This window comes from Microcoleus sp. (genome assembly GCF_041354475.1).
Lineage (GTDB): Bacteria > Cyanobacteriota > Cyanobacteriia > Cyanobacteriales > Microcoleaceae > Microcoleus.
On sequence record NZ_JBGJZU010000033.1, the window covers coordinates 38,810 to 61,086 of the forward strand.

Consider the following 22,277-nt stretch of genomic DNA (forward strand, 5'->3'; position numbering starts at 1 on the left):
GCTAAGGGGTCAAAAGCCGATCGCCAAAATCTGCAATTAAATTACGATGGACTAATTGCGATCGCCATTTTTCCGGGAGGCCACCTTCACCATAAAAAGCCCCAGCCAACTGTCCGTAAACCGCACCAGTCGTATCAGCATCATCACCCAAATTCACAGCTAACAAGCACCCTTGAGCAAAAGAATCACTGTTATAAAACGCCCAAAGCGCCGCCTCCAAAGACTTGACAACATAACCCGTACCTTTAATTTCAGGAGGTTTTCGTCGCTTAAAAGAACCCGCCGCAATTTCATCAATTTCTGCCACTAGCGGGTGAGTTTCCCAATATCCAGAAATCGGACAGTATCTTTCTGAAAGCAACACATCTTTAGCAACACCATTCACCGCCGCGGCAATTAAATTACCAAAATAGCGACAAGCATCCACACAAGTAGTAGCACTGTGAGTAGTTCGAGAGCTGGCTGCTGATTTTTCTATGACTTCCAAAGGATTTTTAGCATAAAACAAAGGCACGGGAGCCAAACGCATAATCGAACCATTTCCAGCAGTATGAGCATCGGTAGAACCGCATTCAGGTTTTCTTGTAGCTTTAAAATTCAGAAGTGCTTGTCGCACCGTATTACCGATATCAAAACATTTACCATTGCTGCTCAAATGTCCATATCCCCACCACCGCAAATAAGTTTCTAATTGATGGATGGGATCGAAACCTTGTTTTTCAATCAAACTTTCAGCCAAACAAAGTGCCATGGAAGTATCATCAGTCCACTCTCCCGGTTGTAGTCGAAACGGGCCACCACCAATCATGTCATTAATAGGTGTAAAAGTTCCTGGGCGAGTGAACTCTAAAGTTGTTCCCAAAGCATCACCAATCGCTAAACCGAGAAGACTACCACGATAACGTTCTATTTGCTGCATAGATTTAATTGGGAATTGGGAATGGGGAATTGGGAATTGGGAATTGGGCGAAGCTCTGGGATTAGGCATGGGGCGGAGTGATTAGCCATTGGCAACAAATAACCCATAACCAATAACAAATAACAAATAACCACTAACTAATGACTAATGACCGATCGAGCTAAGATTGATCGTAACTTGTCCCTACCCGAACTCAGACCCGTTCCCATGATACCCGATGCCTTTCCCGGAGCCACTTCCGCCCCCGACTCTCAAGGGACACCTGAAGTCAGCCTCGATATGCAAGTCCGTCTGAAAACTGAAGATGGACAGCTACTGCTGCTGTTACCCTCAGAAACTAACACCAGTGAAACACCCACCGTCTCCGCCTCTAGTTGGACTGAAATTTGGCAACAGTTAAAGGTGAGGCTGAATGCAGGAGAACGCTTTTGGCAGGCGAATGCCGAAGTACAATTGATGGCGAGCGATCGACTTTTGGATATTCGCCAACTGCAAGAAATCGCCGAAGCCCTATCGGAAGTAGAACTTCAACTCAAACGAGTCCACACTAGCCGCCGTCAAACTGCGGTTGCCGCCGCCACTGTCGGGTATTGTGTAGAACAGCAGCCTCCTGTTTCATCCCTGAGTAAAGCCCCCACGGACAAACCGCAATCCCTGGCGGAACCTTTATATTTGCAGATGACGGTGCGATCGGGCGTAGAAATTCGCCATCCGGGTACCGTCGTACTTTTGGGAGATGTGAATCCAGGTGGTTCAGTCATCGCTGGGGGCGATATCCTAGTTTGGGGGCGTTTGCGGGGGATTGTTCATGCTGGTGCTGGCGGCAATACCAAAAGTGTGATTATGACCTTGCAGATGGAACCGATGGTGATTAGGATTGCTAAGTATGTTGCCAGAGGTCCAGAAGCTTCGCCGGCTCAGTTTTTCCCGGAAGTCGCCTATGTGACAGATAAAGGGATTAGGATTGGCAGAGCTTCTGATTTTGACAAATCTCTTTTAATTGGTTAGTTGTTATTGGTTGGTTGTTATTGGTTATTTGTTACCAATGCGCCATGCTCCATGCCCCATGCCCCATACCTAACGCCCAGTCTATAAATCTCAAATCTAAAATCGCTTATGGCTCGCATTATTGTTGTTACATCAGGGAAAGGCGGAGTTGGTAAAACCACCTCCACTGCTAATCTTGGTATGGCTTTAGCTAAGCGGGGGCGCAGCGTTGCGGTGATTGATGCCGATTTTGGCCTCAGAAACTTAGACTTGCTGCTGGGCTTAGAAAATCGCATTGTTTATACTGCACTGGAAGTGCTGGCTGGAGAGTGTCGCTTAGAGCAAGCTTTGGTGAAAGATAAGCGTCAGCCACGTTTGGTATTGTTGCCGGCGGCCCAAACTCGCATGAAAGATGCCATTAGTGCCGAGCAAATGAAGCAACTTGTGGGGATGTTGGGGACAAAATATGATTATATTTTAATTGATTCTCCTGCGGGCATTGAACAGGGTTTTCAAAATGCGATCGCCCCGGCTACTGAAGGTGTGATTGTGACTACTCCAGAAATCGCTGCTGTCAGAGATGCCGATCGAGTTATCGGTTTGCTGGAAGCTAATAATGTCAAGAAAATCAACCTGATCGTCAACCGGATCAGACCGGCAATGGTACTCGCCAATGATATGATGTCGGTGCAAGACGTGCGGGAAATCCTCGCCATTCCGCTGCTGGGCGTAGTCCCTGACGATGAGCGCGTCATTGTTTCCACCAACCGAGGAGAACCATTAGTTTTGTCCGAAACAGCTTCTTTGGCTGGAACCGCTTTTGACAATATTGCTCGTCGCTTGGAAGGGGAAAAAGTCGATTTTCTCGATCTCAATCCTCGTCCCGAAACCTTTTTTAGTCGCCTCCGCAAATTCTTCAATACTAAAATTATTTAATCTGCGGCCCCTAGGGGCGATCGACTTTCATCCATAGGGACTAAATCTAACACCATCGTCTAGATGTTCCCAAAGTTCACTTTTTCTAGGTATAACCCTTGACAAATGAGTACCAATCATGATATATACACTCCTCGAACGACTTTTCCCGCGCACGTCTGATAACAGCCGCGATGAGGTCAAACGCCGCCTGAAACTGGTTCTAGCGCACGATCGCTCAGAACTCAGTCCCGAAATGGTTGAGGCGATGCGCCGAGAAATTTTAGAGGTGGTGTCGCGTTATGTGGAAATTGATACTAGCGAGTCAGAGTTTTCCCTAGCCAGCGACCAGCGGGCGACATCGTTGATTGCGAATCTGCCGATCCGGCGAGTCAGGGTGGATAAAGTACCGGAAGAGGTACCCGAAGAGGTACCCGAAGAGATGCCGGATGAGGATTAACTACCAGCCGGGAAGTCCCTCGGTATATTCAGAGGGGACGTATCAGAGCGCTGGGCGAAGTACCCCGATTGAATTACCGAGCGTGATGAAAGGCTCGTCGGATGTTGCGGACGGAAGCCGACAATTAGATTTAGTAATTCATCGCTCTTTCTAAAGGTGATTGTAACTGGATTTGTAAAGGTCGATCGGACCGAATTTCGAGACCAGGAAAATCATTTTTTACTAATATTTTTTCGCCGATTTCCGTACTAGGTCTGGGCCAGAGTACCCAACGACTACCTTGGGTAAGAGTGCTTAAACTTGCAGAATTTTGAGTCAGCCAAATTAGCGGCAGTTTAGGTCTGTTTTGCACAACATCTTCCGCTGCATTAACTGCTGCTAAAGTTTCCAAAACTACCCGGTTCCCCGATACGATTCCAGTTCCGGTTGTCCAAAGTTTGACGTTTAACAAGCGCTTGCTAGCATAGAAGTAAAGGGACGCAGCGACTGTCACGGCTCGTTCAAATTCCTTTGGTTCCCAGGTGGCACCGCTGTCGAGAGCAATCATAATTTCTTGACCACCGGCTGCAACTTCCAACTCCCGCACCCGCAATTCCCCGTGGCGGGCGCTGGTGCGCCAATGAATCAGTCTGGTGGGGTCTCCGTGTCGGTAGGGTCTGAGGTTACGGGTGAGTCCTTCTGTAGCATTTTGCGATCGACTACGATCGTACAATTGCGGACTGTCTTCTTGGCCGATGCGATCGATCAAAGGACAAGTGTTCAAGGGTAAAACCAGGGGATAAACCACCGCCTTCGCCGGAACCGGGCGACTGCGCCGACACCAAAACAACCCCAAAGGTGCTGCTGTCCTCAAGTGCACCTCTAACCAGCGATAGACACCCCGCTGCTGCGCTTCCACATAGTATGTATCCCTGTAAATACTTTTGGGTGCGATCGCCTCAATGGGGCTAACTACGGGCTCTGTGAGTACAAAGGGCAAGACATCTATGACTTGCAACAGGGTTTGAGGTTGGTCGGAGCAATTTTCGATTTCCAGTTCGATCGTAATTTTATCGCCCACACTCACAGGTTCGATCGCGCGACGGCGGACTTCCAAAGCACGGAGCGATCTCGTAGATAAAAAAGCCGCAATTCCCAACAGCGCCAAACTCCCACCGCTGAGTACGTAAAGCCACCCAGCCATTGTATTAGTAGCAGAGCCAAAAAAGAAAACAGTCAACCCGATCAGCACCCAAGCACCGTAAGACGGTGTTGCAGCGCGACTTTCGAGCCAGTTGGCAATTTTTAGACCGATGTTCATAGCACTTTCAAGGGTGAGGAATGGTTAATCAATCGCACTCAAACTAGCAAGAAGATCGGATTTAGCCTCTTGACTGACCAACTTTTTGAGCCCGGTCTAGTCACTGAGGAATCTCGCCAAGTCCTCAAAAGCTAATTGTAAAATCTTCTAATAACTTAGCAGCGAATTAGATATTAGCGATTAGATTAGAAGTCAGCCATTTTTTAGCAAAAAATCTACATTCAATGGAGACCAAAAAATGAACCCATTAGATAATCCTACACCCGTTAGACCAGAGGTTCAAGCACGCCGCACACCGCCACCGCCACCGCCCTTAGCAGCCCCTCCTGCGCCTCCTGCTGCGGCAGTCCCGCGACAGCCAGAAGTTCCCCTCAGTACGATCGAGCAAATGGTCAGAGATGCCCATGCCGCTGGGGCTTCCGACATTCACATTCGAGTTGGTCAAGTGCCAAGATTTCGGATTCGGGGCACGATGCAAGTAGCTATGAGCCACGTCAAAGTAACTCCAGAAATTTTTGAACATTACTTAGCAGAAATTCTTTCTCCCCAACAGCGCAAACAGTTCGCAGATAGCAAAGAATTAGATGCAGCAATTTTCTATCCTGGTTTCGTGCGGTGTCGGGTAAACTGTTTTGATTCCCTCAGTGGCGGTGCTATAGTATTGCGTTTGATCGATCTGCAAATACCGAGTATCGACGCGATGAGATTGCCAGAAGTTCTCAAAAGCATTATCCTGCGATCGCAAGGGTTAATATTAGTTACCGGACCGACCGGTTCGGGAAAATCGACCACCGTGGCTGCGATGATCGACCACCTGAACCAGATGGAGCAAAAACACGTAGTTACCATTGAAGACCCGATCGAATTCATTCACCCTTCCAAGAAATGTTTAGTCAGCCAGCGGGAAGTGGGCTTGCACACCCACGAGTTTCAGCAGGCGTTGCGGGCTGTGTTGCGGGAAGATCCAGATGTGATTCTGATTGGGGAAATGCGCGATCGCGTTACCATCAATACAGCTTTGCAAGCAGCTCAAACAGGTCACTTAGTCTTGGGTACTCTCCACACTCGCAGCGCCATTAACGCTATCAACCGCTTGTTGAATATGTATCCCCCAGAAGAACAGCAGGCGATGCGGATTCAAATCTGCGACTCGTTGGTAGCAGTAATTGCTCAACTTTTGTTACCAACCGTTGACAATCGTCGCGTCGCAGTTCACGACATTTTGGTGAATACCCCTGCTATGCACGATTACTTAATGAAAGGTGCTGATGACGAGGCTTTCCGGTTGATGGAAACTGATACTTATGAAGGAATGCAGATTATCAATCAGGCTCTTTATAACCTTGTAATTGAGGGCAGAGTGACGATAGAAGAAGCAAATAAAGCTTCTCCAGAAGCGACCGATTTAGACCGTCGCTTGCGGACAGGAGGCTATGATGCTGCGGATGCTCGTGGCTTTAAAGGTAGCAAAAAAGAACGCGGCGTTCGTGCTAAGTAGCAGCACATCTCAGAAGGGTAAGAGTATATGGGACTTTACCCTTTTTTTACTAAATGTTAAAGAAATTTAATATTAAATTTCTTTAACAAACACCGTGCTTTACATAAACTTTAAAAATAGGGAAAAACCCTGAGATGATTGCAAAGAAATGATAAAGATGTGTTGTGACTATTGCCAAGACCTAGGAAGTTCAGTTTACAATAGTGGCAATTGTAATAATAATATTTTTTGATAAAAACTTTAAATTTAGAATATGCCCAAATTAACCAGTCAACCAAAACCCTTAGTCAAGCTACAAACAGGATGAATAGAATAATCTGTGTCGCAGCAGGTTTTTAGGGAGTTCTATTAACCAGTGTATAAAAAAAAACCGGTATTTTTAGTCCGAGTTATTTGGGCTGTTAAATCAGTGTTAGTTAGAACGAGTATATTTTGAAAAATCAAAGGAGCCAAACAAGTGAAGAGTGCATCTAACCCCTCAGAAGTATTGGAATGTCCAAGTAAAGCAGAAATAATCGATCGCATCCAAAAGTTAGTTCCTCCAGGCTCCTTGGAACCGCAAGCTCCTGAAACTATAGCTGCTTTACAAACTTTGACCGCACAGTTAATCAGGGCCTACAAGGCAGACGGACAATTAGAAAGCGAACCTTTTGAGGACGTGCGCGATCGCGAAGTACACCTGTGGGCCACCGCAGTCAGCAACAAAATCCAAGGCAAAACCATCCTCGTCACTGGTGGCGAAGGATGCGTCGGCCGTTTCTTAATCGAAAAACTCCTGGATTTAGGCGCAAATCAAATCATTTGCGTAGACAAAGCCCGATGTCAAAACCCCTTAGAAACTCTTTCCCTTTGTCAACAAGAAGGTGCTGTTACCTTCTATGCTACCGACATTCGCAACTTTGGAGCCCTTAAACACATATTTGAAGTCCACAAGCCAGAAATTGTTTTTCACCTAGCAGCTCAACGCTCCCCAGGACTAGCTGAAATTCAAATCCGAGAAACAGTGACAACCAGTATTTTAGGAACCAAGCACGTCATCCAACTCTCGGAAGAATACGGTGTGGAACAGTGCATTTTTTCTTCCACGGGAAAAGCATCTCGGTATTTTACCACGGAAGTTTATGCAGCTTCTAAAAAATTTGCTGAATGGCAATTTGCCAGAGCAGCTAAGTCAGGAAAAGTCACCTACGGGATGGTTCGCTTTACTCATATGCTGGAAAACAGCTTGTTCTGCGAACAAATGTCCAAGAAAGTAGAGCAAGGAAAAATTGTCAACGTTCACGCTCCCCACCGCTACGTCACCGCTCAAAATGTTCTGGAAGCAGTCCATTTATTGCTGAACTCACTGGTTTTATCCGTTCCCGGAAAACTGAAATTTCTGACGGTGCGAAATCTCGGATGGCCCACAGAAACTTTGGAAGTAGCTCTCTATAAAATTGTTGAGTCAGGTAAAAATCTGCCGATTTATTTTCAAGGACTTTTACCAGGCTATGAAGAACCATTTTTTATGGGACAATTTGACTGGAGCCAACCTACAGACATTCACCTCTTAATTAATGTTCTGGAAGACCCTTTTAGAATTGTTGACGATTCGGGCGATATCGTGAGTGCAGAGTTGGCTCCTTTTTCTTTCCGGGTGTTTGATAGACAAGTGTCTCACTTGGAAAGTTTTATCAACGCTTCGGATTTCCCAGAATCACAAATTAAAGAAGTTCTGGTAGCGGCAGAAAAAGAAGTAATTGCTTCCTCTTTTGCCTGGAGTTCTGCTCCAGATTTATTGAAAATCTTGCAGTGGGGAATTAATCCGAAGAAATTGCAATGTTACGGAAGTGACATCTATAGCTATAGCGAGATTATCGAACTACTGCTGCAAGGAATTTACGGCAGAGTCGATGCAGAAGTGTTGCAAAAATCGGGAATTAGCGCTGATGAATTTCATGAATTAGTGAATAGTTTGGCTCCCCTTGATTCTCTGGAATCGGAGGTACATTATTTGCGATCGGTGTCAAGAGCTGTGAGAGAATTGATGCCATTGGCATCATTAACTAATAAAAATTATGAGGGTGTTAGCATCCGTGATGCAGCCTAACATGATCCGAAATACTCAGTGAGTTGTGATTTTAACAACAGAAAACCTAGAAATCGAGAAGCCCGACTTTTTTAAGAAGTCGGGCTTCTCGGTATGTGAATTTTAGGTTAGACTAGGATTGGCAAAATTAAAATAAGGTACTAGAGCGTGGAAAATAGTCAGCTAGTGTTCCTATTTATTGATATCCTGTTATGGGCGATCGCCCTAATTCTGCTCATTCCCGTTGCAGTTCTATTTCTAGAATGCACAGCCTCTTTATTTTCAGCTAGCCAATCCACCGCAGATACTAAATCTCCCCGTCCGAAAGTAGCCGTTTTAATTCCAGCTTACAACGAAGCAGCAGGCATTGCAGCCACGATATCCACAATATTGCCACAATTAACACCGGACGATCGCCTATTAGTGATTGCAGACAACTGTACCGACTCCACAGCAAATATCGCCCGCAAATGTGGTGCAACGGCGCTAGAACGCCAAGACACGGAACGCAAAGGCAAAGGATACGCCCTAGATTTCGGCTTACAGGCGATCGCCTCCGACCCCCCAGAAGTAGTGATCATGGTGGACGCAGACTGTATCTGTCAACCAGACGCCTTAGAGACATTAGCCAGAGTTGCAGTTGCTTCCCAACGGCCAGTCCAAGCAACTTATCTCATGGAACAGCCGCCAAATCCTACTCCCAAAGATTCCATTTCTGCCTTAGCATTTCTAGTCAAAAACTTAGTCAGGCCAAGCGGATTAAAACAGTTAGGATTCCCATCATTACTAACAGGAACTGGCATGGCTTTTCCCTGGTCGATAATTCGATCGGTTTCCCTAGCCAGTGGTAATATTGTTGAAGATATGCAGATGAGTTTAGATTTGGCGATCGCCGGATCTCCCACCGTATTCTGCCCCGAAGCCAGAGTCACCGGGTGTTTACCACAACAACAGGAAGCCGCTAAAAGCCAAAGAACCAGATGGGAACACGGACACATACAAACATTGCTAACCCAAACTCCCCGCCTGACAACAGCGTCTGTCCAGCAAAAACGATTTGACTTATTGGCGATCGCCCTCGACTTATCAGTCCCTCCCCTGTCTCTTTTAGTCGCCCTTTGGCTAGCAGCTTTTGCAGCCTCATTACTAGCAACAACCTTGGGAACATCCCCACTTCCAGCCATCTTGTTAGCAATACAAGGATTGCTGATTTTAATTTCAATTGTCGGCGCTTGGGCAAAATTCGGGCGTGCCGACATTTCCGGTTCTACTCTGTTATCTGTTCCTTTTTACATCCTGTGGAAGATCCCTTTATATCTGGGTTTTATCCTGAAACGGCAAACTAAATGGATACGCACAGAACGCGATGTTTAGTATTCGGCATGGTGCGTTATATTTAGTATTTGTATAGTGCCTCAGCCAAATAGTTGAAGCAATTAAAATCTCTCGCTTAGGACGCACCTGACCCTAAATAAACGGCTGGGGAAAAAACTAGATTCACGAAAGAAGATTCCGATGAGGAGTAAGAATGGGTTGACAGATATGAGCGATCGGGAGCATCTCAGTTTTGGTTTTATAGTGCGAGCGTCCCCGCTCGCTTCGTTCTGCAACCTTCGCTGTGCGGGGACGCTCCGACGAATAAAAAAAATGCTTTTTGCAAAACTGAGATGCTCTCTGAGCGACCTGGGGTATTTTTAGGTTAGACAAGGTATTATACCATCTGCGATATTATATGATTGCATTTCTGCACTCTAAATAATCCTGTATAACCATTCTTGTGCAACAGACTCACGAACGTCGCTGGTTATGAGTTCCAGGTTATTGGTAGCCGCTGAATCGGAATTTTATTTCGCCAGCGCAACAAACATAAAAAATCTGAAGCTAGAAAACTCTAACTTCAGACTTTTAGTAACTCCCCGGGTAGGATTTGAACCTACGACCAATCGGTTAACAGCCGACCGCTCTGCCACTGAGCTACCGAGGATTGGTGCTTTTTGCTTGCCACATTTACTAATAGTAATACCAACATCCTGAATTTGGCAAGGCCTTTGACAAACTTTTTTTTAAGTCATACAGAAAGCGGGTTTCAGGAGTTAAGGCAATCCCATTCTCAGTCTAGCGAGCCGCTGTTGGGATTCAGGATCGAGGGAACTCGCTAGAAAGCGACTGGAAGTTTGTTTACGAGATTTTTGTAGGCGTTCGCTGCGACGGGCGGTGGATTCGACATCAGCAGCAAGTTGATCGGCTGACATCCATTCTGCGCCGTAGCCGACGACAGTTAGTTGCTGCGCTCGGTCTGAGGTGGCGACGATCATGCGGCCTTTTCCCGATCGCGATCGCAATTCATAGCGCAAACTAGCACAAGATTTTTCAATATAAGTATCTGCTGTCTGACCGAAGTCAGTGTAGTGCACAGATAAATGTTTTGTAATAATTTCTTTGACGCTGGGAGTGTGTCGATAGTGAGCATCAAACACCAGTCGAGCCTCAAAATCTTGAACAGCGCTGTAGTTAACTAAAACTTCTATTAACTCGCGGCGAGCTGTTTCGAGTTCGTCGCGATCGCGCCTCTCTCGGAGTTTAGGCCAAAGCCCAATCATGTTATAGCCGTCTACAAGTAAAACCGCTTGCGATACATAGGGTGACATGGTTCAAAGCTGAAAATCTCCAGCGCGTATAGGACATTATTTGCATTGTTTATCAAAGCTTTTGTTGCATTTTATTACAAATCGATGTCTAGTATCAAGTTCCGTTGAGTCCAAAAGATTGACTCTTTGGGAATGATTTGGACAAAAAAAATGGCGTTTGCACTTGACAAACGCCATTTTTTTTGTTATGAACGCGGCGTTTTATCTTGTTTAAAAGCCGCTAACCATTCGCGAATTTGCTCGGAGGCAATATCGCGCCCCCCCAAACCAAATGCCAGAGCAATCCCTACGGCGATCGCCCCTAGCAGCAGCCCAAAGGCCAAATTCACAATATCGCTAGCAATGCCCATCTGTTGCAGCGCCAAGGCCAACACAAAGGCAATAATCGCGATCCGAGCCGTTTGGCCCAACAACCGGGCTTGGCGAGTGCCAGAACTGGCAATCAAACTAAAGGCCAGATTCGCTAAGTATAAGCCGATCGCAAATACGACCAAACCAGACAAAACCCGACCAGCTACCAGCACAATACCGCTGACAATCGCCGTCAGTGCCGGAATGCGCAGCACATCAGTAGCAGCCACCACAGCAAACAGGATAATACCTACTTGCACCACAATCCCCACAAACTCCGAAGGAGTACGGGATGGAATTTGTGGTTCCGCCTGGAGTACCGTTGCATCGGGATCTAGCTGGTTCTGGGCGATGGACAATGGTGGCTTCGCTGGCACACCCAACCAAGAAAAGACATTATTAAAGCCAATCCCCGTCAGGATATTAATCACCAAATCGCTAATCCAGCGTCCCAAAATGTAAGCAACCACTAAAATGATGGCTGCGGTAAAAATATTGGGAATGGCGCCCAAAATCGTGTTGAGCATCGCGATTGCCGGCTGGGAAATCGCCTGAATGTCCAAAGCGTTGAGTGCAGCGATCGCCGTTGGAATTAAAATCAAGACATAGACGATAGTCCCGACAATCCACGACAGCGATTGGCCGCCATTCGTCCGCGAAATTCCGAACCTAGCGCCCACACTGTCCGCCCCAGTAGCAGCCAGCAAATTTGTGACAATCCGCCGCACCACCTGAGCCAGCAGCCAGCCCACAGCCCCAATCAGCACCGCTTCCAAAATCTTAGGAATAGCAGCCAGAATTTGATTGAGCAAATTCTGAACCGGCAGCAGCGCCTGAGACAATTGCAGAGATTCCAGAATCAGTGGCAAAAACAGCAGAAAGATAAACCAATACAGCGCATTTGCTACTGTTTCGCTCAGCAGTAAAGGGCTTTCTCCTGGTGTTCCACCCACTTGCTGATTCAAACGCTCATCCAAACCAAAAGCCCGCATCGCCCGTGATACGGCCAATTTGGCCACTGTTGCCAATACCCAAGCTATCCCCAACCAAATCAGCGCCCCTGCTAACTTCGGTAAGAAAGCAGCTATTTGATCGAGAAAAGTATTGAGGGGTTGCGAGACAGCAGTCAAATTCAGTCGGTTGAAAAAGGCTACCAGGAAGAAGATAAAAATGATCCAGAATACAGCAGTCGCCACCCATTTTTCGACTGGTGGTGACTCTGTGGAGTCTGGACGCCCTGTAACCCAGGCCGCCATTTTGTTGTCGATGTTAGTTTTTTTCAGCAACCCTCCGATTACTGACGAAACTAGGGTGGCTACGATCAAACCCAACAGCAGAATACCCACTGCCCAGATGAGATTTTCAATGTTTGAACCCTGAAATAGATTGTTTAATCCACGTTCGGCATCTGCCAGCGGATTTGGGGCGGGCTGCCCCTGGGCTAAGATGCGATCGGACAGAAGCCCCATGGGAGTCCATGTCGGTTGAGTGATTTCTTGCCAAGTTTCATTCATTTTTTTATCCGGTTTAGGTCAGATTTGACAAGGAAGATAAGAAACTGTAAGAATACGCTTCTAGCTTGCAGGTTTTCATGTCAATTCGTCAAGTTTTCGAGCAATCAATTGAAATTCGCGCTGCTGCTACCTTGGTGGAGCGCTGTATCGCCGATCGCACTTTAATGCACCAGTGGCTCAATCCATTACTCCGCTGCGAGCCTGTAGGCGAATGGGATACTGCTGTCGGAAGTCGCAGCTTATTTATCATAAAAATTCCAGTTTGGCAACCCACTTTAGAGAGTGTAGTTTTAGAGCGAGAACCGGGTTTAATTGTCTGGGGGTTTGATGGATTTTTTCAAGGGTGCGATCGCTGGGAATGTCAACCACAAATCCAAGGCACACTTTTGATCAACCGCTTTGAATTTGAGATTCCCAATCAGTTAATTCGATTTGGTTTCCATCGCTTTGCAGCCCCTTGGACTCAGAAAGACATGAAAGACCAACTTCGTCGCCTCAAACGAGTAGCCGAGCAATTATAACAGAAGCAACAAGGAAGAAACTGGGGAGCATTGGAGAGCGAGAGAAAAGACTATCAATTCCCAATGCTCGATTCCCCATTTCCCCTACCCGCTAACTGGATTTTTTTACTTCATACTCCCCGATGAATTGGGCTGACAAATCATTTGTCTCGCCGAATTCAATGCTTGACCAGCAGTGCCTTGCATGGCAGATGAATTTTTATACATTGCCTGCAAATCTTGCATATCTTTCATCACCCGCTGATAGACAGCCATAGCTTGATTTCCATCTACTTCCAAAGCCGAAGGGGTGTAATTTTGCATCACTTCGATCAGGGATATTTTGCCATCTTTGGAAGCTCCGACTAAAGCATCTCGCAGGGCCGGAGCGCTTTGAGCGCGAGTTGCGGGTGCATAAGCTACTTCGCCCAATTGTTTCAAAACAATTTCCCCGAAGTAGGAATTTGCGAGGCGCGTTACTAATTGAGAATCTAAAGCTACTTCTCGCGTTAATATTTCTCGCACTGATTCAGGAGTTTGTTTCGCCAGACTTAGAACGCTTTGCAGTTGAGGAGATGGTTTGCCAGTTTGTGTAAAGCTTTGCAAGTCGGCTAGGGGTAAAGTGACATCAATAGCACCATATTTGACAGTCACTGTTTCTAATGCCAAAGCCTTACCGCTGCTGAGCAATACTGCACTTGTTCCTAACAAAAGTGCCAAACCTAATGATAAAGACTTTGACATTTTCTTGGTAAAATGGGCTGACTGCCGGCGCATTCCATCGAGATAACCTGATTGAAACTGAAAGTTCATGGTTTTTTGCCTGTTTACGTCAAAATACTTTTTTGAGCGATCGTCTCTGTGGGTGTCAATCTGAAAAATAGATTTAGGAGTTAACCCAAGAATATCTGATTTTACAGTGATGTCAAGGAATTTTAACCTCTCATCAGATAGGTGTCCATTTGTCACTTATATGTTAATTCACCACCTTACCTATTTTCCTCCATTGGTTATATATCTTTGCAAAACTTTTGACCCTCCGGGTATGACAACACGGGGTGGTGATGACAAATTGTATAAAATCTACATCCACGTTAATCTAGGGACGATCGCTCCTGCAAGTTGGGCTCACATATCCCGATCGAGCATATCGAGTAATTGGCGAATTCTAGGAGCATCAGGAGCATTAGGAGCATTTCTTAGGTATACTTCCAAATCGTGACGTGCTTCTGCCAAACGCCCCAGTTGATAGTACAGAATTCCGCGATCGCGCCTTTCTCCCAAGGCATCTGGAAACAGCAGTAAAATTGCTTCGATCGCCCTGAGCACCCTCCTAGCATCTTGCTGTTGCAAATAAATCGCCTTCAGATTTCCCAACATTCGCGCCAATAATTGCCGGGGACTGACTGCGGCGAGAAATGCCGGCTGCAACTCCATAGTTTGACCATAAATTCTAGAAATTCTCTCTTGACAATCTTCAGTAAATAAAATCTCACCGCCGTTAAAAGCATCAACAAAAATTCCAGCCTCTTCAAAATCTGGTTTAATTAAAAAATGTCCTGGCATCCCAATTCCCACCATCGGAAAATCAATCCGCTTGGCAACTTCCAAATAAACCAAAGACAAAGAGATAGGAATACCCATACGGCGATCGATCACTTGATTCAAAAAACTATTCCGGGCGTCATAATAATCCGCATCATTGCCCGCAAATCTCAAATCCTCGTATAAGTAACGGTTAATAGTTTGAATGATTCGCAGGGGATAATTCTGTGCCGGCAGGCGATCGCGAACTTCATCCGCCATGTCGTCCAAGGCATTAAGATATTCCTGTGTCTCTAAGTTCGGATATTCTTCTAAAGCTATATACAGGGCTGCTTTTGCCAGATCTATCGAGTTATCTGGTTGATTAATTTCTAAATGAAATAGTTGTCGCGCTCTGGGAAAATCCATTTTTATTATTGATTTAAAGGCTCTACTCTAATGATTTTTATCTAAATCAGCCACTATTTTTAATAAAGCTTCACGATAGATGATTTTGCCATCAGCATTGAGATGAACACCATCCGATGTCAAATTAGCCTTCAAAGCTTTGCCCTCAAATAACGGCTGCACAACTTCTTCGTCAATTGATAATTTTTCTACCACAGCAACTTGACGAATCAACCGATTAAAGCGATCGACTCTTGAAATAGGAGCAGCAACAGTCACATCGTGGCTTGCCTCAACAGTTGAATAAACAACTGGTAGCAAAACCACTTGTTTCGCCCCCATATCTTGTTTAACAGTCGCGATTATTTGCCTCATATTGTTCACAAATTGCCCATCCATAGTTCTGTAAATAGCATCATTAGTACCCAGAGCAATGATGGCCCGATCGCACTTAACTTTAACAGCAGTGAGAAACTTAAGCTGTTCTAGCTGAGAAATTGCACTCATCCCGCCCATCGCCCAATTAAAAGTATCGTTTCCGAGAGTATTTCCCAACATCGAAGTTATAGAATCTCCAAAAAAACAAGTTTTAATTTGCCTATGGTTAGCCACAGCAACTTGATATTTTATCTCATCCAGCCACCCTGGTTGAGAACTCAGTGTATCTGTGGGTAATTCCAGGTAATTAGCATTCGCCATCACCAACATCCTGCCTAAATATCCCCGTTTTCCTGCATAGATAAAAATCACCCCTATCAAAATTATATTAAAAAAAATAGAAAAAATTGTGACGGTATTTTTCATGTTTTATTTTAAAATTGCCAAGTTTAAATTCCGTGACTCTTGCCAATCACCCAATTGCGCCGAAAAATCCGAGCCAAAGTCGATTCTTCCAAAGCAAAATAGATTGGGCGGCCGTGAGGACAAGTGCGAGGATTCCGAGTTTGTTGCCATTCATTCAACAAATTTTGCATTTCACCCAGAGTTAAAGGAGTACCATTGCGAATGGCACTACGACAAGCCGTAGCAACTTGAGCTGCTTGCAAATCGGCTACTTTACTGAGTTCAAAAATAGCATCTCTACAGTCATCTCGCTCGGCCAATAATGCAGGAACTTCCCGCAGCGCCCATAGCTGTTCGCCAAAAGTTTCGACCTCTAAACCTAAGCGAGACAAATTTTCAATTTGCAACGCCGATAATTGACTGAAAATTAGGGGTTTTTCTAGAGGTTTTAACTGCCAAGCAGCGCATAATTGCTCGTACAAAACACGCTCGTGAGCGATGTGTTGTTCTACTAACCACATTCCGCTGGGATGTTCCGCTACAATATAAGTATGGTGAACTTGAGCGATCGCCCTCAATTCCATAAATCCTATGGGATGAGCTGTTACCTGTTCGCCGTCGTCATTGGGTTGGCTAGATATCCCCAGATTATAAGTACCTTTTTGTTCCGATGCTTTGAGCAATTTTTCCACTCGATCGGGAATAGTCGGCTGCGGCAAAACATCTTCATTCAACTCCAAAGCACGAGCAATTGCCGCTCTAACTTGTACTTGCCAAAAACTAGGATCTTGCAAATAAATTTCCACCTTAGCTGGGTGTCGATTCCAGTCAATTTCCGAGGGAGAAATTTGCAGGTGAATAAAACACAGAGGATAGCGATCGCGCGGACAAGTACGAGCAAAGGCGCTGAAAATAGTTTGCTCCAATTCGGGCGATCGCACCACCCGCCGATTCACTGCCACCTTCACCCAATCCGGGCGTCTGCGATGACAGCGATCGGGCAAACCAATTACTAACTCCAATTTATTGCTATTGGGAACAGAGGGCAAATTTACCTTTAAATACTGCAAATCATGCAAGCGCACTCCCCGCACAAATTGAGGTAAAATTTGTTTCCCTGTGAGACCTGGATTTATCTGAAAACAAGGGGTATTTGCTTGTCGCAACTGCCAATTGACTTGAGGGTGACAAAGAGCAATTTGCTGAAGAATTAATTGTACCGATCGCATTTGGTGTGCCGGTGCCAAAAAGCCGCGACGGACTGGCCAATTGCCAAACAAGTTACTAACTGTCACCACCGTCCCTGGAGCGATCGCAATTGTTTCCACCTCCACAGGTTCCCCAGCGCCATCGTAAACTACCCGCCAGCCCGATCGAGCATTTTCTATTTTCCCCCTCGACGCAGACAGATTTGCAAGAGCCACATTCTCTGGATTTTCATCTAAATCGGCGAATCCCAAATCATTTGTTCTGCTCAAGATTTCCAAAGAACCCAACTGAGCCAAACTATGCAAAGCTTCGCCACGAAACCCCAAAGTAGAAATTTTGTAAAGGTCTGCTTCAGTGCTAATTTTACTGGTACTATGAGCAGAAGCAGCCTGCTGCAAATTTTTCAAATCCATTCCCGCACCGTTATCTGCAACTTGCAGTCGCCACTGTTGGGGCCATACAGAAACAATTATGCGAGTTGCGCCAGCATCCAGAGAATTTTCCACTAATTCTCGCACCGCCGCAGCCATCGAGTCAATTACCTCACCGGCGGCAATTAAATCGATCACTTCTGGGGGTAAAGTTTGAATACTAAGTGGCATTATAATTTTAGCTATTCCTCAACTCAATTATACTTCATTTTGCCCTTCATTTAACTTATATTTTTAGGCAAACGAATATAAAAAGTTGTTCCTTTATCATCTTCCGACTCATAGGTAATTTCCCCTTTGTGAGCATCAACCATCGACTTAGCAATCGCCGTTCCCAAACCAGTACCCGTGCGCTTTCCATAGGTCACAAAAGGTTCAAATAATTTTTCCTTAATTGCCCGCGGAATACCAGGTCCATTATCGTAAATGCTAATTTCTGCCCAGTCCTCACTTTCTGTGACAGTAATCTCTACACGACCCCCTCGTCCCCCAAAAGCTTCCACAGCATTGCCGACTAAATTTTGCAAAACGCGCAAAATCTTATTTTCGTCAGCCAGCACTATCACTTCTGTTACCCGTACTACCAACTCTACTTTTGCCGCTTCAAAATAAACCCTATTCAACTTTTCAAATTGGTGCAAAGTCTGGATGAGATTAATTGATTTTTTATGTAAAACAGAATTTCCACGAGAAAATTCTAATACTTCCTCTGCCATTCCCAACATTCGCTGAACCTGCAATTGAATCAGGTCGCACCACTCCTGAGTTTCCTCGTCCGGGTGAATTTCTTTGAGCATTTCACTTGAGAGTTTAATTCCTGTAAAAGGACTTTTGAAATCGTGAATAATTGTACTCACCATTTCTCCAACCAGAACCATTTTTTGTTTATGTACAAACTGGTTCACGTACTGATCGGTTGTGTCGCGCAAATTTTGAACAATAAAGCTAAAAATTTGCAGCACGGAAGTTCCTTTGCTAAAATGAAGTGTATCTATGAGTTCTGTGCGAGATATTTTGGCTAAAGTTGAGCCTGCAATGGCTAAGGCCCTAGCACTGCGCGGCTGTCCGTCTAAAACTCCGAGTTCCCCAAAAAAGTCATCCGGTTTAGCTAGAGCAACAGTTTGATGTTTATTGTTGTCAATCCGTTTGCTAAATTTGACTTCACCTTCTAAGACTAGATATAAGAAATCCGCTGGATCTCCCTCCTCAAAAACCAGGGTTTCCTGGGCAAAATTCTCCAAGATCGCTATTTTGCACAGGTGCGCTGCTTGTTCGGGTTCAAAGTAGGACATAAATCGATGAGATGCCAAATCCATGTGAAAATACCACCTGAAGTTTAATCTAAACAGTTTCTTTTTTATATCTTCTCTTATTCCTTCAATTTAATTGCATATCAACTTTTGGTTTAAAAAATTTTTATTAAAAAATTAACTATACTGACTCAGAGCGATCGCGGCATTCTGACCCCCAAAGCCAAAACTCAAACCAACCGTATTTCTCACTTTGGTCGATCGGGCACAGCGCACAAAATCTAATTCAAATCCCGGTTGGCGCATTCCGACGCAAGGTAACAATATCTGCTCTTTGATACTCATTAAAGAAAAAGCTATACCCAAAGCTCCCGAAGCTCCCAAAGTATGTCCTGTCCCCCCTTTAGTGGAACTAACAGCAACTCCGAAAGGAAACAACTTGTGAATTAAAAGTGCTTCGTGTTGGTCATTTAACTCCGTTGCAGTGCCGTGAGCGTGAATGCAATCGATGTCAAAGGTTGATAAATTACTCCGTTTCAAACATTTATTTACCGCCGCGATCGCACTTTTTCCTCCAATTTCCGGCGCGTTACCATAACACGCATCATTTGTCAAGCCAAAACCCGAAACTCGGCCGTAAATTTGAGCACCGCGACTCATTGCCAAATCCGCCGATTCTAATACAAATAAAGCTCCACCTTCGCCGAGTACCAACCCTTCCCGGTCTCGATCGAAGGGATAGCAACCAGTTGTTGCCAAAGCACCCATCCGGTTAAATCCAGTCAGAGTTAAGGGTGTGATGGGCGCTTCCACGGCACCTGCGATCGCCCGCTGACACAGACCAGTTTGGATTAACTCAACAGCTTGGGCGATCGACCAAATACCAGTCGCACAAGCCGCCATCGGCGCCAGCACCGGCCCGGTAGAGCCAATTGCTCTGGCCACCGCGATCGCCCCCATATGAGGCAAAAAATGCACAAATTCAGAATAGGGCATTGGGAATCGGGAATCGGGCATGGGGCATCGGGCATCGGGCATAGGGCATGGGGCATCGGTAATCGGGAATTCCCTTCCCTCTTCCTTCTCCCCTCTTCGGTCTTCCAACTTCGGTCTTCCAACTTCGGTCTTCCTTCCATCGGTTACATCCGTTACATCCGTTACAGAATCCGTTGCCGAACTTCCTTCTCTTAGCAACTGTTCCAAATTTCCCTGAAAACTGCGGCTAGAACCGATCGCAATCCCGCAATCAGGAATCGGCAAAGTCAAATTAGCATCTTGCAAAGCATCTGCCAAAACCCGCCGAATTAAAGTTATTAAATCCGCAGGTTTTGGATCAATTAAAGCCAGAGGTCGGGGTTCAAGTTCTAGAAAAGGTTGATGCTGCTCAATTCCCGACTCTCCAATCAACAGTTTTTTCCAACTATTTTCCAGAGAGCCTAAAGCAGAAACCAAACCAATTCCAGTAACAACAACATCCATAAGTAAAAGGCTTGCTTTTGGCAATAAAGTAGAAGGCAGTTGTTTCTCTAATGACTACTGCCAACTGCCAACTATCAACTATCAACTATCAACTGCCAACTGTCAACTGTCAACTGACTAACTAACAGCCTTAAAATTTTCCAAACCTTGAGTCACAGTAGCTTTGTCAATGCGATTGCCAGCCTCAATCTTATCAACCACATCCATCCCTTGCTTGACGTAGCCAAAAACCGCATAGCTACCGTCCAAAAAAGGTACATCCGTCAAAGTAAAATAAAACTGCGAAGAAGCCGAATCAGGAGCATTCGATCGAGCCATAGCCACAGCCCCACGACTATGCACCAAAACAGGTTTCTCAGTAACCCCAGCTTGCTCAAACGTGGTGCTGTAGGTAGGACTTTTCGCACCTTTAGCTTTAATTTCCAGAGGAATATATCGTTCCTGAGAAGTTTTCGGGTCAATAAAACCACCAGTTCCCAACCGCTGAGAAGGGAATTTAGGATCTTTCCCCTGGGGGTCGCCACCTTGAACCACAAAAGGCTGAGGTTCCCGTACTACGCGGTGAAATACCAGCCCATCGTAGACACCTTTCTGAACCAAATCCACAAAATTGCCCGCAGTAATCGGAGCATTTGTACCGTCAAGTTCGATCGTAATTGGCGATCCTTTAACCGTCATCACCACCGTTGCTTTTCCTTCCAAACGCGGCAAGTTACTAAATTGCGAACTAGCAGCCACAACAGCAGGAGACGGAGACGGAGACAAAGAAATACTTTCACCAGATGCCGGATTCGGTGTGGGAGTAGAATTGGCGGGAGTGGAACTACCACATCCACCTACAAAAAGGGCACCAATGATTAAAATTGAGAAAAACCACTGCTGAATTCGGATTTGCATTTTCACTTTCACTTGATTAAAAACTTGGCAACTAGAGATATTAGGCCAAAAACTTAGAAATTGCTAATTGACACTCCCTGGCATCAAACTGAGGAATCGGAACATTCTGTTTCCTCCCCCTGGTGAAGGGGGATGGGAGGCTGGGCGGTTTGATTTTAAGGTAAATTATCGTTTTGCAGGGGTACTGGATGGTCAGTGCCTACCCCCCACTTACCAATCCCAAATCCAAAATCTCAAATCTAAAATTCTTAAAGTCCTTCCAAGGGAACCTTCAAAAATCGAGCCAATTCGGCCGCTTCATTTTCCACCTTAGACAAGGATATGGGTTGTCCGACTCTAGTCAGGGGAAACTGACGGCGGTCTTTGAGCTTGAGATAAATACTGCGACGGGGACTGAGACCGTCTTTGATGTCCACCCGTACCGATTGAACATCGGATGTTTTGCAGGTAAAGTCTACTTTACGGTTTTTGCCTGGAAAACCCCAGCGAAAGATGCGAATACTGCCTGTTTCGCGATCGAACTCATTATACCCGCCACCAAGATCCCAGAGAACAGTCAGCCAGAGGTAAGACCCCAACAGCAGAGCACAGACACCGTAGAAACCCATCGCGATGCCCTGGGGGATAAAAATGAGCTGAGTCGGGTCAGCAAAAGGCAGCAGATTTACGTGCAAGTAGCTAGAAATGCTCGACAGCAGGAAGCCAGTCCCTCCAATGCTGACCACCGTCGCCCACCAGTAATTGCTGAAGCGGCGGGAACCCAAAACCTGCTGGCGCAGGATGCGTCCGCTCGAAGTCGTTGTTTGTGCAGTCATAAAATTCAAAAGCGTTAAAGCCAAATCTTAATTCAACTACCAATCGAGTTGAAATTTTATGAAATTATAATGTATAGTTATGTTAACTTTAATTAGAACCACCTTTCATCCCCACCTAACATTCATATATGAAGAATTTTAGTTGGGGTAATTGACAAACCTTAACCTTTTAACAAGCAAGAGGATTTTACAGCAATGACAATTGCAGTCGGACGCGCCCAGAACGAGCGAGGCATCTTTGATGTACTCGACGACTGGCTCAAACGCGATCGTTTCGTCTTCGTAGGCTGGTCTGGCATCCTGCTATTCCCCTGCGCCTAC

Annotated in this window: 19 protein-coding genes, 1 tRNA gene and 1 pseudogene; 8 read left to right on the top strand and 13 right to left on the bottom strand. The window is 45.6% G+C overall.

The window, feature by feature from the left end; genetic code table 11:
• Nucleotide 1: 1 nt before the first annotated feature.
• Nucleotides 2–919, bottom strand: coding sequence for an ADP-ribosylglycohydrolase family protein (locus ACBR23_RS14340; protein ID WP_371120174.1), 918 nt, complete (start codon nt 917–919; stop codon nt 2–4).
• Between the two features lie 207 nt (nt 920–1,126).
• Here ACBR23_RS14340 and minC point away from each other — a divergent pair, with 207 nt between their 5' ends.
• From minC to minE, 3 genes are all read left to right on the top strand, one after another.
• Nucleotides 1,127–1,927, top strand: a complete 801-nt coding sequence (gene minC, locus ACBR23_RS14345) for a septum site-determining protein MinC (protein ID WP_341736683.1) — start codon at nt 1,127–1,129, stop codon at nt 1,925–1,927.
• A gap of 108 nt (nt 1,928–2,035) precedes the next feature.
• Complete coding sequence (gene minD / locus ACBR23_RS14350) at nt 2,036–2,842, top strand: septum site-determining protein MinD (RefSeq protein WP_340520546.1); 807 nt, start codon at nt 2,036–2,038, stop codon at nt 2,840–2,842.
• Nucleotides 2,843–2,960: 118 nt separating this feature from the next.
• Nucleotides 2,961–3,281, top strand: coding sequence for a cell division topological specificity factor MinE (minE, locus tag ACBR23_RS14355; protein WP_340520543.1), 321 nt, complete (start codon nt 2,961–2,963; stop codon nt 3,279–3,281).
• A gap of 130 nt (nt 3,282–3,411) precedes the next feature.
• Here minE and ACBR23_RS14360 read toward each other — a convergent pair whose 3' ends face one another.
• Entirely contained in the window at nt 3,412–4,581 is a 1,170-nt protein-coding gene (locus ACBR23_RS14360; RefSeq protein WP_371117839.1) for a DUF58 domain-containing protein, read from the bottom strand.
• A gap of 238 nt (nt 4,582–4,819) precedes the next feature.
• Between ACBR23_RS14360 and ACBR23_RS14365 the strand changes: the two genes are divergently transcribed.
• The 3 genes from ACBR23_RS14365 (at nt 4,820) to ACBR23_RS14375 (ending at nt 9,521) form a co-directional block, all read left to right on the top strand.
• Complete coding sequence (locus ACBR23_RS14365; RefSeq protein ID WP_371117838.1) at nt 4,820–6,079, top strand: type IV pilus twitching motility protein PilT; 1,260 nt, start codon at nt 4,820–4,822, stop codon at nt 6,077–6,079.
• Between the two features lie 457 nt (nt 6,080–6,536).
• Nucleotides 6,537–8,168 (top strand): polysaccharide biosynthesis protein, encoded by a 1,632-nt coding sequence (locus ACBR23_RS14370; protein WP_371120173.1) that lies wholly within the window; start codon nt 6,537–6,539, stop codon nt 8,166–8,168.
• A gap of 147 nt (nt 8,169–8,315) precedes the next feature.
• Nucleotides 8,316–9,521 (top strand): glycosyltransferase family 2 protein, encoded by a 1,206-nt coding sequence (locus tag ACBR23_RS14375; protein WP_371117836.1) that lies wholly within the window; start codon nt 8,316–8,318, stop codon nt 9,519–9,521.
• 538 nt (nt 9,522–10,059) lie between these two features.
• Here the strand turns inward: ACBR23_RS14375 and ACBR23_RS14380 are convergent.
• From ACBR23_RS14380 to ACBR23_RS14390, 3 genes are all read right to left on the bottom strand, one after another.
• Nucleotides 10,060–10,131, bottom strand: a tRNA-Asn gene (locus ACBR23_RS14380).
• Nucleotides 10,132–10,240: 109 nt separating this feature from the next.
• Nucleotides 10,241–10,795 carry an NYN domain-containing protein gene (locus tag ACBR23_RS14385; protein WP_371117835.1) on the bottom strand — a complete coding sequence of 185 codons (555 nt, stop codon included), beginning with the start codon at nt 10,793–10,795 and terminating at the stop codon, nt 10,241–10,243.
• A gap of 185 nt (nt 10,796–10,980) precedes the next feature.
• Nucleotides 10,981–12,660, bottom strand: a complete 1,680-nt coding sequence (locus tag ACBR23_RS14390; protein WP_371120172.1) for a mechanosensitive ion channel — start codon at nt 12,658–12,660, stop codon at nt 10,981–10,983.
• Between the two features lie 77 nt (nt 12,661–12,737).
• Here ACBR23_RS14390 and ACBR23_RS14395 point away from each other — a divergent pair, with 77 nt between their 5' ends.
• The gene (locus tag ACBR23_RS14395; RefSeq protein WP_341736672.1) at nt 12,738–13,181 is read left to right on the top strand and encodes an SRPBCC family protein; all 444 of its coding nucleotides are present in this window, start codon (nt 12,738–12,740) and stop codon (nt 13,179–13,181) included.
• A 105-nt stretch (nt 13,182–13,286) separates the two neighbouring features.
• On the opposite strand, the gene ACBR23_RS14400 is transcribed toward ACBR23_RS14395, so the two are convergent.
• The 8 genes from ACBR23_RS14400 to ACBR23_RS14435 form a co-directional block, all read right to left on the bottom strand.
• Nucleotides 13,287–13,973 (bottom strand): alpha/beta hydrolase, encoded by a 687-nt coding sequence (locus ACBR23_RS14400; protein ID WP_371120171.1) that lies wholly within the window; start codon nt 13,971–13,973, stop codon nt 13,287–13,289.
• A 315-nt stretch (nt 13,974–14,288) separates the two neighbouring features.
• Nucleotides 14,289–15,113: a SirB1 family protein gene (locus ACBR23_RS14405; protein ID WP_371120170.1), complete on the bottom strand. Its 825-nt coding sequence runs from the start codon at nt 15,111–15,113 to the stop codon at nt 14,289–14,291.
• 27 nt (nt 15,114–15,140) lie between these two features.
• A complete protein-coding gene (locus ACBR23_RS14410) occupies nt 15,141–15,896 on the bottom strand; it encodes an SGNH/GDSL hydrolase family protein (RefSeq protein ID WP_371117831.1) in 756 nt (251 codons plus the stop codon).
• A 23-nt stretch (nt 15,897–15,919) separates the two neighbouring features.
• The gene (gene mutL, locus ACBR23_RS14415) at nt 15,920–17,686 is read right to left on the bottom strand and encodes a DNA mismatch repair endonuclease MutL (RefSeq protein WP_371117830.1); all 1,767 of its coding nucleotides are present in this window, start codon (nt 17,684–17,686) and stop codon (nt 15,920–15,922) included.
• 50 nt (nt 17,687–17,736) lie between these two features.
• Nucleotides 17,737–18,831: an ATP-binding protein gene (locus tag ACBR23_RS14420; RefSeq protein WP_371117829.1), complete on the bottom strand. Its 1,095-nt coding sequence runs from the start codon at nt 18,829–18,831 to the stop codon at nt 17,737–17,739.
• Nucleotides 18,832–18,942: 111 nt separating this feature from the next.
• Nucleotides 18,943–20,244, bottom strand: a complete 1,302-nt coding sequence (locus tag ACBR23_RS14425) for a beta-ketoacyl synthase N-terminal-like domain-containing protein (RefSeq protein ID WP_371117828.1) — start codon at nt 20,242–20,244, stop codon at nt 18,943–18,945.
• Nucleotides 20,245–20,361: 117 nt separating this feature from the next.
• Nucleotides 20,362–21,141, bottom strand: a complete 780-nt coding sequence (locus tag ACBR23_RS14430) for a peptidylprolyl isomerase (RefSeq protein WP_371117827.1) — start codon at nt 21,139–21,141, stop codon at nt 20,362–20,364.
• A 248-nt stretch (nt 21,142–21,389) separates the two neighbouring features.
• Entirely contained in the window at nt 21,390–21,956 is a 567-nt protein-coding gene (locus ACBR23_RS14435; RefSeq protein WP_340520492.1) for a photosystem I assembly protein Ycf4, read from the bottom strand.
• A gap of 195 nt (nt 21,957–22,151) precedes the next feature.
• On the opposite strand from ACBR23_RS14435, the pseudogene ACBR23_RS14440 reads away from it, so the two are divergent.
• Nucleotides 22,152–22,277 (top strand): annotated as a pseudogene (locus ACBR23_RS14440) (photosystem II D2 protein (photosystem q(a) protein)); the annotation flags it as partial.

Bases quoted from the DNA above. Each gene is read 5' to 3' on its own strand.
- ACBR23_RS14395 (WP_341736672.1), top strand. From the start codon at position 12,738: ATGTCAATTCGTCAAGTTTTCGAGCAATCAATTGAAATTCGCGCTGCT.
- mutL (WP_371117830.1), bottom strand. From the start codon at position 17,686: ATGCCACTTAGTATTCAAACTTTACCCCCAGAAGTGATCGATTTAATT.
- ACBR23_RS14385 (WP_371117835.1), bottom strand. From the start codon at position 10,795: ATGTCACCCTATGTATCGCAAGCGGTTTTACTTGTAGACGGCTATAAC.
- ACBR23_RS14400 (WP_371120171.1), bottom strand. From the start codon at position 13,973: ATGAACTTTCAGTTTCAATCAGGTTATCTCGATGGAATGCGCCGGCAG.
- ACBR23_RS14360 (WP_371117839.1), bottom strand. From the start codon at position 4,581: ATGAACATCGGTCTAAAAATTGCCAACTGGCTCGAAAGTCGCGCTGCA.
- ACBR23_RS14340 (WP_371120174.1), bottom strand. From the start codon at position 919: ATGCAGCAAATAGAACGTTATCGTGGTAGTCTTCTCGGTTTAGCGATT.
- ACBR23_RS14365 (WP_371117838.1), top strand. From the start codon at position 4,820: ATGAACCCATTAGATAATCCTACACCCGTTAGACCAGAGGTTCAAGCA.
- ACBR23_RS14410 (WP_371117831.1), bottom strand. From the start codon at position 15,896: ATGAAAAATACCGTCACAATTTTTTCTATTTTTTTTAATATAATTTTG.
- ACBR23_RS14425 (WP_371117828.1), bottom strand. From the start codon at position 20,244: ATGGATGTTGTTGTTACTGGAATTGGTTTGGTTTCTGCTTTAGGCTCT.
- ACBR23_RS14390 (WP_371120172.1), bottom strand. From the start codon at position 12,660: ATGAATGAAACTTGGCAAGAAATCACTCAACCGACATGGACTCCCATG.
- ACBR23_RS14420 (WP_371117829.1), bottom strand. From the start codon at position 18,831: ATGGATTTGGCATCTCATCGATTTATGTCCTACTTTGAACCCGAACAA.
- ACBR23_RS14430 (WP_371117827.1), bottom strand. From the start codon at position 21,141: ATGCAAATCCGAATTCAGCAGTGGTTTTTCTCAATTTTAATCATTGGT.
- minD (WP_340520546.1), top strand. From the start codon at position 2,036: ATGGCTCGCATTATTGTTGTTACATCAGGGAAAGGCGGAGTTGGTAAA.
- minC (WP_341736683.1), top strand. From the start codon at position 1,127: ATGATACCCGATGCCTTTCCCGGAGCCACTTCCGCCCCCGACTCTCAA.
- ACBR23_RS14405 (WP_371120170.1), bottom strand. From the start codon at position 15,113: ATGGATTTTCCCAGAGCGCGACAACTATTTCATTTAGAAATTAATCAA.
- minE (WP_340520543.1), top strand. From the start codon at position 2,961: ATGATATATACACTCCTCGAACGACTTTTCCCGCGCACGTCTGATAAC.
- ACBR23_RS14435 (WP_340520492.1), bottom strand. From the start codon at position 21,956: ATGACTGCACAAACAACGACTTCGAGCGGACGCATCCTGCGCCAGCAG.